Below are 14,231 nucleotides of genomic sequence, written 5' to 3'. Positions count from 1 at the left end.
GCGTGCACCGGCCCCGGGCGCGGTCGCTCAGTTGAACAGGGCGTTGACCTCGTCGTTCGCCTCGGTGAGCGAGCTCACGTCGGCCGTGCCGCCCATCACCGCGTCCATGGCCGGCTGCATGATCGCATTCACGTCCGCGGCGTGGTCGGTGATCGGGAACAGGAAGGTCGTGCCGTCCTGCACCTGGACCATGAACGGGTCGACGTCGATGCCGCGGTCGGCGAAGGACGTCTTGGCCAGCTCGGCCGAGCTCGGGATGGCCGGGAAGACCACTCCGGCCTGGCCGACCAGGTCCTGGCACGCGGTCGAGCCGAGGAACTCGACCCACTTGGCGGCCTCGTCCGGGTGCTTGGTGCCCGCCCAGATCGAGTCGGCGAGACCGTTGAACATCGAGGCGCGCTCACCGCTCGGGCCGACCGGGGTCGGGGCGAGGCCCACGTTGATCCCGTCGTAGCCGTAGTAGCTGTTGATCATCCAGGAGCCGTTGACGTTCAGCGCGTACTTGCCGGCGCCGAAGTCGTCGTTCATCGAGGCGCCCACCGTGGTCTCCGGCGGCGGCATGTAGCCCTTCTCGATCAGCGAGTACCACCACGCGATCGTCGACTGGAAGCGCTCGTCGTCGTAGTTGTAGTGCGTGCCCCACGGGTTGACGTCCGTGTGGGTCCAGCCGGTGGTCCCGGTGTACATGCTCCACTCGGTCTGCCCGTTGGCGCCGCCGGAGCCCGGCAGGCCGAGCCCGTAGACCGCGACGTCGTTCTTGTCGAAGCCGGCCTCGTCGCCGCGCACACCGTTCTTGTCGACGGTCAGGTGCGCGATGAGCTGCTCGTAGGTGCCGCCGTCGTCCGGGTTCCAGGTGAGGTTCGCCAGGTCCTCGGGCGCGTAGCCGGCGTCGGCGACCATGTCCGCGTTGTAGAAGATCGCGACCGTGTCCCAGTCCTTCGGCAGGCCGTAGCGGTGGCCGTCCTGGCCGACCCAGAGGTCGGCCAGACCCTCGGAGTACTGCGAGAGGTCCACGCCGTCGGCCGCGACGTAGTCGTCCAGCGGGAGGAGCTGGCCCTGCGTGACGAACTCCGGGTACTTCGACAGGTGGTCGGTGAACACGTCGGGAGCCGTCTCGGAGACGAAGCCGGTGCTCACGCCCGACCAGTAGTCGTCCCACCCGTTCTGGGTGATCTCGACGGTGATGTCGGGGTTGGCCTCGTGGAAGGCGTCGGCGCACTGCTGGTATGCGGGCTGCTGGTTGGCGTCCCACAGCCAGTAGCTGAGGGTCGTCCCGCCGCCGCTCTCGCCGCCGGCGTCGGAGCCTCCGCCCCCGCCGCAGGCGGCGAGGACGAGGGGAAGGGCCGCGAGCGGGGCCACGCGCCGTAGCGTGGTCGACTTCATGGTTGATCTCCTTTGCTGGGTTGAGCAGTGCCGTGCAGATGGAGGTGCAGATGAAGGTGCAGATGAAGGTGCAGATGAAGGTGCGGACGAGGCGGTCCGGGTAGGACGAGGCCTCACTTGATCCCGGAGAAGCCGATCGAGTTCACGACCCGCTTCCCGAAGGCGATGAACAGCAGCACGATCGGGAGTGCCGCGATGAGGGAGGCGGCCATCAGGCCGGCCCAGTCGGGGGATCCCTGAGGTGTCTGGGAGCGGAACACGCCGAGCGCGACGGTCAGCACGCGCGACCCGTCGGTGCGGCCGACGAGCAGCGGCCAGAAGTAGTCGTTCCAGACCGTGATGAACGTGAGCAGCCCGAGCGTGGTCACCGGCGCCGCCGACATCGGCAGGATGATCCGGAAGAAGATCCGGAAGGGCCGCGCGCCGTCGATCATGGCGGCCTCGTCGATCTCACGTGGGATCCCGAGGAAGAACTGCCGCATGAAGAACACCGCGAAGGGCGTCATGAACAGCGTCGGCAGCATGATGCCCGGCAGCGTGTTGAGCAGACCGAGCGACTTGACCGTCAGGAAGTTCGGCAGCGAGGTGAAGATCGGCGGCACCATGAGCGCGGAGAGGAACACGAAGAACACGACGTCACGCCCGCGCCACCGCAGCCGCGAGAACGCGTACGCGGCCATCGAGGAGAAGATGAGCTGCCCGGTCGTCACACCGAGCGCGACGATCGTCGAGTTGCGCAGGTAGAGCCAGAAGTTGAGCGAGGCTCCGGACCCGCCCTCGGCGAGCGCCTCCTCGGGTGTCGCGAGGCCGAGGACCCGCTTGAACGGCCCGAGCGTGAAGTCCGCCGGGAGCAGCGAGAACGAGTTCGCGGCGAGCGCCCGGTTGTTCGACAGGGCGGTCCGCAGCATCCACAGGAACGGCAGGACCGTCACGAGGATCATGAGGACCAGCAGCGCCCAGGCTGCGATGCGGCCGACCTTGACCCGAGACCTCGGGCGCCGGAGCTGAACGTCCATCGTCGTTGCCATGCGTGCCACCCCTCAGTCCAGGTCCGACTCGCCGGCGCGCATGAGTCGCATCTGTGCGAACGCGACGCCGATGAGGATCACGAAGAGCACGACCGACAGCGCCGACGCGTACCCGAAGTGGGAGCGTCCGAACGCCTGGTCGAAGATGTAGAGCTGCAGCACGCGCGACGCGTTCCCGGGCCCGCCGTTGGTGGTCACCGCGACGGTGTCGAAGACCTGGAACGAGCCGGTGACCGTGATCACCAGGACGAGCACGAGGATGGGCCGCAGCAGCGGCATCGTGATCTTCCAGAACATCCGCCACTCGCTCGCGCCGTCGACGGCCGCGGCCTCGTAGACGCTCTTCGGGATGGTCTGCATGCCGGCGAAGATCAGCAGGGCCGTGTAGCCCATGTGGCGCCAGGTGTTCACCAGTGCGATCGTCGGGATCGCCCACGTGCTGCTGCCGAAGAAGGCCACCTTGGTCAGGCCGAGCGAGTCCAGCGCCGCGTTGACGATCCCGATGTGGTAGTCGAGCAGCCAGAACCACAGCAGCGCGACGACGACGTTCGCGATCAGGTACGGCAGCAGGAGGCTGCCCCGGATCAGCGCGGACTTGGTCAGGCGGTGCATGAGCACCCCGAGCCCGATCGCGAGCACCGTCTGGGAGACGATGTTGATCAGGACGTAGAGGATCGTCACCCGCAGCGAGGTCCAGAACACCTCGTCGTGCGCGATCGCCTGGAAGTTCTCCGTCCCGACGTAGGTCGGGCTGCCGAGCAGCGAGTACTCGGTCAGGGAGAGGTAGAAGCCGCGGATCGTCGGGTAGAGGTAGAACACGAGGAAGCCGAGACCCGCGGGGGCGATCATCGCCAGCGCGAACCACAGCTCCGAACGGCGCCGCCTGCCTCGTCGCGGGGCCCGCTGGGCCACCGACCTCGGCAGCTCGACCGTCGCCTGAGCGCTCATCGGGGTTTTCTCCTTCACCACGTCGTGCAGGTTCGATCTCTGATGTAACGATCAATCACGAGAAGGCCGGATGCCCTGACGGCTTGGTCTGGGTGGTGACGCCGGGGCCGGGCATCCTGCGGTCGGATCGTGATGTAACGATCAACCACGCGAGCACTACGGTCGCACGCGCCCTACGGATGCGTCAACCCCCGGACTCGACGACGTGGCCGATCCGTGACCTCAGGTGCTCCCGCCGACGGCCAACCGGGTGGGCAGGAAGGTGCCCGCGGTCGGCGCCGCAGCACCGTCGACCTCGTCGAGCACCTGCCGCACCACGGCGTCCGCCACCTCACGGACCGGGATCGCGACCGAGGTCAGGCTCGGCTCGAGCTCGAACCGCATCGGCACCGCGTCGAAGCCCGTGATCGCGACGTCCCGGCCCGGTAGCAGGCCCTGCCTGGTCGCCATCACGTGGACGATCTCGGCCAGCGCGTCCGACTCGCAGATGATCGCCTCCGGCCGGTCCGGGCCGAGCAGCACCGGCGCGACGTTCTCCCGGATCTCGGCCTCGGTCCCGCGCAGCAACCAGCGGGGGTCGATCGCGAGGCCGTGGTGCGCGAGCCGGGCCGTGGCGCCCTCCCACCGCTCCTGGGTCCAGTACGCGTCGTCGTCGTAGGTGACGTAGCCGAACGTCCGGTAGCCCCGCTCCACCAGATGGTCGACCAGCGGCGTCATCGCCGCGGCGTTGTCGATGTCGATCCACCCCTGGATGTCCGGGTCCAGCGCGCGCCCGAAGAGCGCGTACGGCACCCCGGCGTCCACGAGCACGCGAGGCCGCGGGTCGTCCAGACCGACGTTGAACAGGACGTAGCCGTCCACGCCGGGAGCCAGCAGCTCGGCGTCGAGGTCCGGCGAGTCCACCGGCGTGGTCAGCACGACGAGCTGGTGGTCGACCCGGCGCACCGCCTCGATCACCTCGCGCACGAAGGCGATCGAGAAGGTGTTGCTCACGCTCAGCTGCGCGGCCGGCAGGTGCAGGCCGATCAGCCGCGAGCGCCGGGTCCGCAGCTGCCTGGCCGCACGGTTCGGCCGGTACCCGGTGCGCTCCACCGAGGCGAGCACCCGGGCCCGGGTCTCCTCGGTGAACCGGCCCTGGTCGTTGAGCACGTTCGAGACCGTCTGCGGCGAGACGCCCGCGTCCTGCGCGACGTCGCGGATCCGGACCACCGGCCGCTGAGCGCGCCGCGCGGTCACGGCTCGACCTGGTCGCGACGCTCCGGCTGCATGGTCGGAGGCTAGCGGACCCGATGCCGTCGGCCCCGGGCGGAAGCCGGCGCGGGTGGCGGACCCAGGTCGGCACGGCCGTCGAGGCGACGACCCTGGCGACTGCGCGCCGCACTCGCTCCGAGAACCGTCGTCATTGCGCCGAGCGCAACGCACGGCTTCCCCGATACGCCTGGGTTGCTCTTGGCGCAACGATCGGCACCTCGATCCTTGGCCCGGGGACCAGCTCCCCCGTAGCGTCACAGCCGTAGACGACCGACCGGCGGAGCGAGGCAGTGATGGCGGAGCGCGGGGCAGGGCGGGACTCCCTGCAGCGTGGCCTCACGATCATCCGGCTGCTGATCGAGGTCGAGTCCGACCCTGCGCTGCGCCACAAGGGGCTCGCCGTGAACGAGGTCGCGTACGAGCTGGGCGTGCACAAGTCGACCGCGTCGCGTCTGCTGCGCACGCTCGCGGACAACGGCTTCGCCGTGCTCCCGGCAGGGACGCGCCGGGGCTACCGCCTGGGCCCGGCGCTGCGCTCGCGGTTCGGCCTGACCGAGGCCCAGCAGCGCTTCCGCGAGCTCGCCTCGCCGTACCTGCAGAAGCTCGTCGAGCTGACCGGCGAGTGCGCGCACGTCGCGGTCGCCTCCGGCGACTCGGCACTGGTGATCGACGCCTACGAGACCGCGCAGTCGCTGCGAGTCGTCCTCGAGAAGGGCCGGCACCTGCCGCTGCACTCGACGTCCGTCGGCAAATGCCTGCTCGCCTGGGAGCTCGCACCCGTCCCGGAGGTGCTGCCGGCCCGCACCGAGCGGACCATCACCGACCCCGAGGCGCTGCGCGCGCACCTGGCCGCGGTCCGCGAGCAGGGCTACGCCGTGGACGACGAGGAGAACCACACCGGCGGGTACGGCATCTCGGCCCCGGTGTTCGAGGGGCACGGCGGCGATGCCGTCGGCTGCCTCGGGATCGGCCTGCCGGTCCAGCGGGCGCTCGGCGCAACCGCCGAGCTCGCCGCGCAGGTCGTCAGTACTGCGGACCGACTATCGGCCGCCCTGGGCGAGACGAGCGCCGGCGAGACCGGCTGAACCTCGCCCGGCCTCCCGACGGCGGCCCCGGCCGCAGTGCGCACCACCCACCGCCCTCGCGGCTCCGCCGCGCCCGAACCCGACCACCCGCACGGCTCCGCCGCGCCCGCACCCCGACCACCCACCAGCACGGCTCCGCCGCGCCCGCACCACGGAGGACACCATGAACAGGACGCTCGTCGCGACCGCACTCGGAGCAGTGCTGCTCACCGGGGGCGCGACCGGCGCAGGGGCCGCGCTCGACCCCTCGGCGGCGACGGTCCCGCACCGGATCGGCGTCGTGCTGCCGGCCCAGAGCGAGGGCGCCGCCGAGTACGCCGCCGCGCTGCAGGCCGCGGCGCTGGACGACGGGCTCCAGGTGGTCACGCTGCCCGCCGACACCCAGGTCGACCAGCAGCGGCAGGCCTGGTCCTTGATGGCCCTCGGCGTCTCGGGGATCGTCGTGCTGCCGGTGACCGGCGACGGCACCGACATCACCGACGTGGCCACCGAGGCCGGCACACCCGCCGTCGTCGCAGGTCAGGACGCCGAGGCCGACCTCACGGTGCTGCTCGAAACAGTGGCGGCCACCGCCTGACCCGGCAGGCGGTGCACGGCCCGCCGCGTGGCGTGCCGCGAGCGTTGACCCTGGTGGACGAGGCTCACCTTCCGGGTGGCGCCGAAGGGACCGCGAGCACCCGGCAACCGCCCCGGATCAGGCCGGCAGCACCTCGGCGACGTCGACCGTGAACGCCTCCAGGGCGTCGGGGACCACCTCGACGCCGAAGCCGGGCCCGGCCGGGATCGCGATGTGCCCGTCCTGGAGCCGCAGCGGCTCGGTGATGTCCCGCGCGTAGAACCGGTCGGACGCCGAGATGTCGCCGACCAGGCTGAAACCCGGCAGGCCCGCGAGTGCCGCGTTCGCCGCGCGGCCCACGCCGGTCTCGAGCATCCCGCCGCACCACACCGGGACGCCGTGGGCCCGCGCGAGGTCGTGGATCCGGACGGCCTCGAGGTACCCGCCGACCCGGCCCGGCTTGATGTTGATCACCTCGGCCGCGCCGAGCGCGATCGCGTCGGCCGCGGCCTGCGCCGACACCACGGACTCGTCCAGGCACACCGGGGTCGCGATCCGTCGGGCCAGCTCGGCGTGCTGGCGCAGGTCCTCCTCGCCGAGCGGCTGCTCGATGAGCAGCAGGTCGAACTCGTCGAGCCTGGCCAGGTGCGCGGCGTCGCCGAGCGTGTACGCGGTGTTCGCATCGACCTGGAGCGGGATGTCGCCGTACGCCTCGCGCACCGCGCGCACCGGTTCGAGGTCCCAGCCCGGCTTGATCTTGAGCTTGATCCGCACGTAGCCCTGCTCGAGGTAGTCCCCGACGACCTCGACCAGCTCGGGCACCGAGTCCACGATGCCGACCGAGACGCCCGACGGGACCCGGTCGACCTGCACCCCGAGGTGCTCGGCGAACGACCGGCCCTGGGCGCGCAGCTCGGCGTCCAGCACCGCCATCTCGAGGGCACCTTTCGCCATCCGGTGCCCCACGACGTGCTCGAGCGCGGGGGCGACGTCCCGCGCCGTGCGCACCTCGGCGGAGAGCAGCATCGGCCCCAGCCATCGCCGGATGACCTCGCGGGCGCCCGCCGTGTACTCCGGGGAGTAGATCGGCTCGGCGAGCGTGACGCACTCGCCCCACCCGTCCACGTCAGGCCCCTGGACGTGGACCATCATCACCTCACGCACGGTCTGCGTCCCGAACGACGTGGTGAACGGCGTGACGATCGGCAGGTTCAGCGTCCGCAGCTCGATCCGGTCGATCCTCATCCGGCGTCCTCCCGGTGCCTGAGCAGGTAGCGCCCGGCGTCGTCGACGCCGATCGTGTGGGTCCCGGCCATCACGGCCGCCCCCAACGTCTCGCGCACCGCCGGGCGCCAGGCCCGGGCGATGTCGGGCTCGGTGGCACGCAGCTCCTCGATGTCCGCGGGCACCGCGACCGTCGCCGACCGGTCCGCGGCGGGCGCGCCGAGCACGATCGGCCGGCCGTCGGAGCTCTCCTCGAGAATCTCGTCGACCGGCCCGCCAGGCTCCCCGTCCGGCTGAGACACCGGGAGCGGCGCGGTCAGGTCCCAGTGCACGAGCACCCGGTCGGAGCCGAAGTCGCGGTTCCGGCCGTCGCTCATCTGCCCGTAGAAGTCCACCAGGTAGTCCGCGACCCGGCCGCCGAGCCGGCGCAGGTTGAACCACGCGTTGCGGCGGACCAGCGGGTCGTAGGTCCACTCGATCGCGGTCACCCCGCGGTCCAGCGCCCACGCGCGCTGGTCCAGCTTCATCGCGTAGCCCACTCCGCGCAGCGCCGACCCGGGCAGGACCGCCGCGATGTGCGAGTGGAGGTGGACGTCGGGCGGGCTGGAGAAGAAGCCCAGGCACACCCCGACCGGTTCGCCCTCGGCCTCGGCGAGTGCGACGTAGCTGCCCGAGTGCTGAAGTGCCCGGAGCAGGTTCGGGTCCACCAGGCTGCCGCTGTCCAGCGGCCAGATCTCGTCGATGATCGCGGTCGCCGTCCGGCACGCCTCGGGGCTGTCCGCGTGCCGGATCACCACGCCGGCGCGCGTCGCGGCGGCCTGCGCCTCCTCGTGGGCGGTCATCCGGCCACCAGCCGTTCGAGCAGCCCGCGGACCAGCAGGGTGCGTGGCACGAGCTGGGTGGTGTCGATCCACTCCCCGGCCGCATGCGCGCCGCCCCCGACGCCGCCGAGCCCGTCGAGCACGCGCGCGCCGACCGCGGCCGCGAGGTTCCCGTCCGAGGCGCCGGCGACCGTCGCGGTCGAGAGCTCGGCGAGCCCGAGCTCCGCGGCGACCTCGCGCGCGAGGGCGAGCAGCTCCGCGGTGGCCGCGGCCTCCAGCGGCGGGCTGTTCACCGAGCGCCGCACGCTGACGCCGGCCTCCGGCAGCACGGCCCGGAGACCGGCGAACGCCGCCTCGACCGCCGCATCCGCCACGAGCGTGCGCACCCGCACGTCGACGGTGAGGGAGGCCGAGGCGGGCACGGTGTTCCCCGCGGTCCCGGCCTGCACGACGGTCGGCGTGATCTGCGCGTCCGGGATGTCGAGCCCGGCCACGGCGAGGAGCTGGTGCGCGAGCTCGACGCCCGCGTTCACGCCCTTCTCCGGCTCCAGGCCCGCGTGGGCGGCCCGCCCCTCGACGTCGACGTGGAACCTCGCGACACCCGCCCGTGCGACCTTGACGGCGCCGCCGTCGGCGCTCGGCTCGAGCACGAGGACCGACCCGCACGCCGCCGCCCGCTCCTGGACGATCGCGCGTCCGGTCGGGCTGCCGACCTCCTCGTCGGACGTCACCAGCAGCTCGACCCCGGACCGGTCGGCCAGGCCGCCGACCGCGTGCAGCGCCATGACCAGCCCGGCCTTCATGTCGAACACGCCGGGCCCGCTGGCCCGCCCGTCCTCGAGCGCCCAGAGCCGCTCCCAGGACCCGGTGGGCCACACCGTGTCGTGATGGGCGAGCACGAGGACCCGCGGCTCGCCGCCGAACCGCCAGAGCAGGTGGTGGCCGGGGCCGTGGACCCGCTCGGGAGCCACCCCCAGCCGCCGTTCCCCCAGCTCGGCCACGACCTCGGCCGATCGCGCGAGGGCCGCGTCGTCGTCCGACGACGCCTCGGTCTCGACGAGCGCCCGCAGGTCGCCCAGCATCACCTCAAGATCGGGAGAGGTCTCGGGCACGGCTCCTCCGGGATCCGTCGGTGGGGGCTCGTCGAGCCTAGGGCGTGCAGAGCCCTGCCCGCCGAGGTGTCCGCGACGTGAGGCCGACGCCGTCAGCGCCGCCAGACCTGCCCCGACCGGATCGAGGCGACCGTCCTCGTGGCCGCGACGACCCACGCGGCGACCAGACCGAGGTACAGCAGCGCGCCGAACCCGTCGACCGCGGGCAGCTGCCAGACGCGAGCCAGGGTGATGGTGGCCACGGTGAACGCGCCCAGCGGGAACACGAAGCCCCACCAGCCGATGTGGAACGGCACCGGGCCGGTGCGCAGGTAGCGCACGAGCAGCGCGACGACGATCGCCAACCACCACAGGCCGAAGCCCCAGATCGCCGTGGCGAAGATCTGGCTCACCGTGATCACGGCCCCGGCGTTGTCGCCGAAGACCATCTGTCCCGCTCGGGCCAGGTTCATCGGCACCAGAGCACTGACCCCGATCGGGCCGAGTGCGATCCACAGCGAGGGTGCCAGCTGGGCCGGTGGCAGCGGGTGCAGGACCAGCCGGTCGTGCAGCATCCCGAGCACCAGCAGGAAGAGCATGAAGCCCAGGCCGAGGCACGCGTACCCGATGAACAGCAGCAGCGGCGCCGCCCCGGGGCTCACGTGAGTCATCAGCGGGGTCAGCGCCATCGGCACGATGACCGTCACGACGGGCGGGATGAACCACCCGCCGTTGACCGCTCCCGCGGGGGCGTCACCGGTGAACAGCGAGTAGCCGAACGCGACACCGAAGACCAACGCCAGGGTCGTGCCCACCACCGCGAGCACCGCGACGACCGCCGTGACCGTACCGGCAGGCATCAGCCGCTCGCCCAGGGCCGCGGTCATCACGGCCAGCACGAGGATCGCGCCGGGCAGCGTCGCGTGCAGTCCGCCGAGCACCGGGTGCCGCAGGTCCGCCAGGGCTGCCGGGGTGTGCCGGACCCAACGGGCGGCGTACGCGATCAGCAGCATCGCTCCGATGGCGTACGCGGCCACCGCGAGCACGGCGCCGACGGCGTGCGCGGCCGGGGCGAGGCCTGCGACACCACCCGGGTTGGCGTCGGTGGCCACGGCGAGGATCGCCGTGCCCATCGCCGCGGCGAGCCAGCCGGGGTGCAGGTCCCGCAGCCGCGAGGCCGCGAGTGCTGGTGACGGCTCGACGGAGCCGGACGGTCGTTCGATGTCGACGTGCTCGGACACGGCGTCCTCGACTCTGATCGGTTCAGCCGGCGAGCGGCGCGAGGAGCTCCTTGACCTGCGCAGCGGTCGGCACCCGGCCGGACAGCACCACCTGCTCGTCGACCACGAGGCCCGGGGTGCGCATCACGCCGTAGGCCGCGATGTCGCCGTAGTCGGTGACCTTCTCGAACTCGGCGTCCAGGCCCAGCTCGGCGGCAGCCTCTCGGGCGGCGCGCTCGAGGTTGACGCAGTTGGCGCAGCCGGAGCCGAGGATCTTGATGTTCACGGGTGTCTCTCCTTGGTGGGTGGTGCGGGTAGGTCAGGCCAGGACGGCGTTGAACAGGTAGCCGACGGCGAGGATGCCGGCGGCGACGACTCCGATGAAGGTGGCGATCAGGCGGGGCTTCAGGACCCGGCGCAGCAGGATCATCTCGGGCAGCGACAGCGCGACGACGGCCATCATGAAGGCGAGCAGGGTGCCCATCGGCAGGCCCTTGTCGTGCAGGGCCTCGACCAGCGGCAGGACGCCGGCGGCGTTGGAGTACAGCGGCACCCCGATGAGCACCGCGACCGGGACCGCCAGCGGGTTGCCCGCGCCGGCGTACCGCGCGAACAGGTCCTCGGGCGCCCACCCGTGGATGACCGCGCCGAGGCCGATGCCGACCAGCAGGTACGGCCAGATCTTGCGCAGGATCGTGACGACCTCCTCGCGCCCCATCTGGAGCCGGTCGTCCCAGGTCAGGCCGATCGCGGGGTCGATCACCTTGCCGCGCAGCCGGGTCTCGAACACGAACGGCTCGACCCAGCGCTCGGCGTGCAGCCGGCCGAGGACCATGCCCCCGACGATCGCGACGGTCAGGCCCGCACCGATGTACAGCAGGGTCGGGCCGAGCCCGAACAGACCGAGCAGCAGGGCGATCGCGACCTCGTTGACCATCGGCGAGGCGATCAGGAAGCTCATGGTCACGCCGATCGGCACCCCGGCGGCGACGAAGCCGATGAATGCCGGGACGGCCGAGCACGAGCAGAACGGTGTCACGACGCCGAGCCCGGCGGCGACGACGTTGCCGACGCCCTCGCGCTTGCCACCGAGGATTGTGCGGGTGCGCTCGACCGACATGAACGAGCGCAGGACCGTGACCGCGAAGATGATCCCGGTGAGCAGCAGGCCGATCTTGACGGTGTCGTAGAAGAAGAAGTGGACGCCCGAGCCGAGCCGGGAGTCGGGGTCGAGGGCGAGGACGTCGAAGAGCAGCCAGTCCCACAGGTACGGGTTGGCCCAGTAGGCGGCGACCCAGACCACGGCCGCACCGACCACCCAGGACCACCGCCGCAGGCCGGGGTGCGCCGCGACCCGTTCGGTCACGCTCACGAGGCCACCTCGACGCGGATCGCCCCGACGGTGGGCAGGGCCGCGGTGAGCCGCTCCTGGGCGTCCGGGGCGAGCGTGTAGTCCACCCAGCGCCCACGACGGGCCGTGGTCACCAGGCCCGCGTCCCGCAGCACCTTCAGGTGGTAGCTCAGGAGGTTGGCCGCCACCGGGACCTGGGCGCGCAGGTCGCACACGCACCGCGTCCCGTCGCCGAGCCGTTCGAGGACGGCCCACCGGACCGGGTCGGCCACCGCGGTGAGGAGCTCGAGCGCCGCCTCCTGGGTCGCCGACCGCCGCTCCGGGCTCGATTCAAGCCTGATTGATTCAGCCACGATCGAAACGTTAGCCCCGATCGGCCCGCTGCGCCGCGGGACCTATGTCACTCCTCGGACGCAGATGAGGTAACCCTCATGTCACCCGTTCGGAGTGCCGATGGACGGCACGTGACAGTCGCGCTCCGAGCCCTGCGTACCGCCGCCGCGGGGTTCGTCGTGCTCGCCACGCTCTGGACCGCGGCCGGGACCGCCGTCGCCGCTCCCGCAGCCGGCACCGACCAGGACCAGGTCGTCACGGACCTCGAGGACGCGATCGTCGCGCTGCAGAGCGAGGTGCTCGTGCTCGTCGAGGTCGACGCCTTCGCCGTGGTCCCACCCCGGCTCGCGAGAATCCACGACGAGTACGCCTCCTACCTCGACGGGCTCGACACCGCCGGGCTGCACGCGTGGCTCCAGGCCGCGGACAAGCAGGGCGCGGAGGCGCTGCGGCGACTGCGTGCGGACGGCGTCGCGCTCGGCGACCAGACCGCGCGGGCCCTGTCCCCCCTGCCCCAGGCGACGCTCGACGCCGTCGCGGCCGGCGAGACGATCGCCCTGGCCGCGCCGGACTGGGTCGGCGCGCTCGACGACCTCGAGACGCTCGCCGCCGCCGACCCGCTCGCTCCGGACCCGGGCATCCTCTCGCCCGAGGCGGTCGACACCGGCCCGGCACCGAGCCCCGACGTGCGGCCGAACGCCACGGCCACCGACCTCCCGGGGAGGGTGCCGCTGGCCGGCGCACCGGACGCGTCGCCCGGCCCGCTGGCGACGGCGCTGATCGGCGGGGCCGCCGGGCTGGCCCTCGCGCTGGCCGGGGGCGCCGTCGTCCTGCTCCGGCGCCGGCGCTCCGCCACGGCCGACGCCGAGTCGGCGCTCGACGCGGGCCGTCGCCTGGCCGGGGTCACCGACCGGGACCAGCTCTGCGCGGTCGTCCTCGCCGAGGTGTGCCGGCTCACCGGCGCCGACCGCGCCGCGTGGCTCGGCGGCCCGGGCCAGGATCACGTCACCGACACGGCGCCGTCCGAGGTGCCGCTGACGGCCCGGGCCACCGCCCTGCTCGAGCAGGTGACCGACACCGCCCAGAGCCGCACCACCACAGCCCCGTGGCGCGAGGGTGAGCCTCCGTCGGCCCTGCTGGCCGTCGCGGTGACCGGCGGCGGGCAGGTCTCCGGCGTGCTGGTCGCGCGTCGCGACGCCGGCAGGTCGTTCGACGCCCCTGCGCGCACCCGGCTCGAGCGGCTCGCACCCATCGTCGCCGCGACGCGTTCGACGGTCGAGCACCACCACGAGCTCGCCGAGCTGTCCCTGACCGACGGTCTGACCGAGCTCGCGAACCGCCGCCGGCTGGATCGCGACGTCGCCGCGGCGAGCCAGGACGGGACGCACAGCTCGGTCGGCTTCCTGATGCTCGACGTGGACCACTTCAAGGCGTACAACGACACGCACGGCCACGTGGCGGGCGACGCGCTGCTGCGCCGGCTGGCGATCCTGCTCACCGACTGCGTACGCCGCGAGGACGTCGTCTACCGCTACGGCGGCGAGGAGTTCGCGGTTCTGCTGCCCGGAGCGGACCGGACACGGGCCCACGACGCCGCGGAGCGGATCCGCGCGACGGTCGCCGCCAGCGACCTGGCCGGGACGTCCGGCGGGCCCGGTGGCCGGATCACCGTGTCGGTCGGCGTGGCCGTCGGGCCGAGCGCGGACGCCGACCTGCTGCATGCGCAGGCCGACGCCTCGCTCTACGAGGCCAAGCGCCGCGGCCGCAACCTGGTGGTCGCGGCCGACGAGCAGCGCAGCCCGACCCGCGCCTGAGGCGACCCGACCGCGGCGTGCCGCCCGGCACGCCGCGGGCTTCATGAAAGCTTCACGGTCGACGCGGCACCGCCCTCATCCGAGGTCGTGAGGCTGGAACCACACAGTCGGACGAGAACCACGGAG

Annotated in this window: 14 protein-coding genes; 3 read left to right on the top strand and 11 right to left on the bottom strand. The window is 72.4% G+C overall.

What is annotated here, in order from left to right:
- Positions 1-27 precede the first annotated feature (27 nt).
- The 4 genes from OEB99_RS15310 to OEB99_RS15295 all read right to left on the bottom strand — a co-directional run bounded on the left by OEB99_RS15310 (position 28) and on the right by OEB99_RS15295 (position 4,595).
- On the bottom strand, positions 28-1,383 hold the full coding sequence (locus OEB99_RS15310; RefSeq protein WP_263578155.1) for an ABC transporter substrate-binding protein: 1,356 nt from the start codon (positions 1,381-1,383) through the stop codon (positions 28-30).
- 113 nt (positions 1,384-1,496) lie between these two features.
- Complete coding sequence (locus tag OEB99_RS15305) at positions 1,497-2,411, bottom strand: carbohydrate ABC transporter permease (RefSeq protein WP_411910700.1); 915 nt, start codon at positions 2,409-2,411, stop codon at positions 1,497-1,499.
- 12 nt (positions 2,412-2,423) lie between these two features.
- Positions 2,424-3,359, bottom strand: coding sequence for a carbohydrate ABC transporter permease (locus tag OEB99_RS15300; protein WP_263578154.1), 936 nt, complete (start codon positions 3,357-3,359; stop codon positions 2,424-2,426).
- A gap of 222 nt (positions 3,360-3,581) precedes the next feature.
- A complete protein-coding gene (locus OEB99_RS15295) occupies positions 3,582-4,595 on the bottom strand; it encodes a LacI family DNA-binding transcriptional regulator (RefSeq protein WP_263578153.1) in 1,014 nt (337 codons plus the stop codon).
- Positions 4,596-4,903: 308 nt separating this feature from the next.
- On the opposite strand from OEB99_RS15295, the gene OEB99_RS15290 reads away from it, so the two are divergent.
- Together OEB99_RS15290 and OEB99_RS15285 are read left to right on the top strand one after the other, a co-directional pair.
- Positions 4,904-5,695 (top strand): IclR family transcriptional regulator, encoded by a 792-nt coding sequence (locus OEB99_RS15290; RefSeq protein ID WP_263578152.1) that lies wholly within the window; start codon positions 4,904-4,906, stop codon positions 5,693-5,695.
- A 163-nt stretch (positions 5,696-5,858) separates the two neighbouring features.
- A complete protein-coding gene (locus tag OEB99_RS15285) occupies positions 5,859-6,272 on the top strand; it encodes a hypothetical protein (protein ID WP_263578151.1) in 414 nt (137 codons plus the stop codon).
- A 117-nt stretch (positions 6,273-6,389) separates the two neighbouring features.
- Here OEB99_RS15285 and menC read toward each other — a convergent pair whose 3' ends face one another.
- From menC to OEB99_RS15250, 7 genes are all read right to left on the bottom strand, one after another.
- A complete protein-coding gene (menC, locus tag OEB99_RS15280; protein ID WP_263578150.1) occupies positions 6,390-7,496 on the bottom strand; it encodes an o-succinylbenzoate synthase in 1,107 nt (368 codons plus the stop codon).
- Positions 7,493-8,317 carry a GNAT family N-acetyltransferase gene (locus OEB99_RS15275; protein ID WP_263578149.1) on the bottom strand — a complete coding sequence of 275 codons (825 nt, stop codon included), beginning with the start codon at positions 8,315-8,317 and terminating at the stop codon, positions 7,493-7,495. The genes menC and OEB99_RS15275 overlap by 4 nt, the downstream gene beginning before the upstream one ends.
- Positions 8,314-9,408, bottom strand: coding sequence for a M20/M25/M40 family metallo-hydrolase (locus OEB99_RS15270; RefSeq protein ID WP_263578148.1), 1,095 nt, complete (start codon positions 9,406-9,408; stop codon positions 8,314-8,316). The genes OEB99_RS15275 and OEB99_RS15270 overlap by 4 nt, the downstream gene beginning before the upstream one ends.
- A gap of 92 nt (positions 9,409-9,500) precedes the next feature.
- Entirely contained in the window at positions 9,501-10,628 is a 1,128-nt protein-coding gene (locus OEB99_RS15265) for an SLAC1 family transporter (RefSeq protein ID WP_263578147.1), read from the bottom strand.
- Between the two features lie 22 nt (positions 10,629-10,650).
- Positions 10,651-10,893 carry a thioredoxin family protein gene (locus tag OEB99_RS15260; RefSeq protein ID WP_263578146.1) on the bottom strand — a complete coding sequence of 81 codons (243 nt, stop codon included), beginning with the start codon at positions 10,891-10,893 and terminating at the stop codon, positions 10,651-10,653.
- 33 nt (positions 10,894-10,926) lie between these two features.
- Positions 10,927-11,979 (bottom strand): permease, encoded by a 1,053-nt coding sequence (locus OEB99_RS15255; RefSeq protein ID WP_263578145.1) that lies wholly within the window; start codon positions 11,977-11,979, stop codon positions 10,927-10,929.
- A complete protein-coding gene (locus tag OEB99_RS15250; protein ID WP_263578144.1) occupies positions 11,976-12,311 on the bottom strand; it encodes an ArsR/SmtB family transcription factor in 336 nt (111 codons plus the stop codon). The genes OEB99_RS15255 and OEB99_RS15250 overlap by 4 nt, the downstream gene beginning before the upstream one ends.
- 111 nt (positions 12,312-12,422) lie before the next feature.
- Between OEB99_RS15250 and OEB99_RS15245 the strand changes: the two genes are divergently transcribed.
- Entirely contained in the window at positions 12,423-14,105 is a 1,683-nt protein-coding gene (locus tag OEB99_RS15245) for a GGDEF domain-containing protein (protein ID WP_263578143.1), read from the top strand.
- The last annotated feature ends 126 nt before the right edge of the window (positions 14,106-14,231 follow it).

The sequence above is a fragment of the Actinotalea endophytica genome, assembly GCF_025717005.1.
In the GTDB taxonomy this organism is placed as follows: domain Bacteria; phylum Actinomycetota; class Actinomycetes; order Actinomycetales; family Cellulomonadaceae; genus Actinotalea.
The sequence above is the reverse complement of the archived record's forward strand: the minus strand, read 5'-3'. Positions and strand labels throughout refer to the sequence as shown.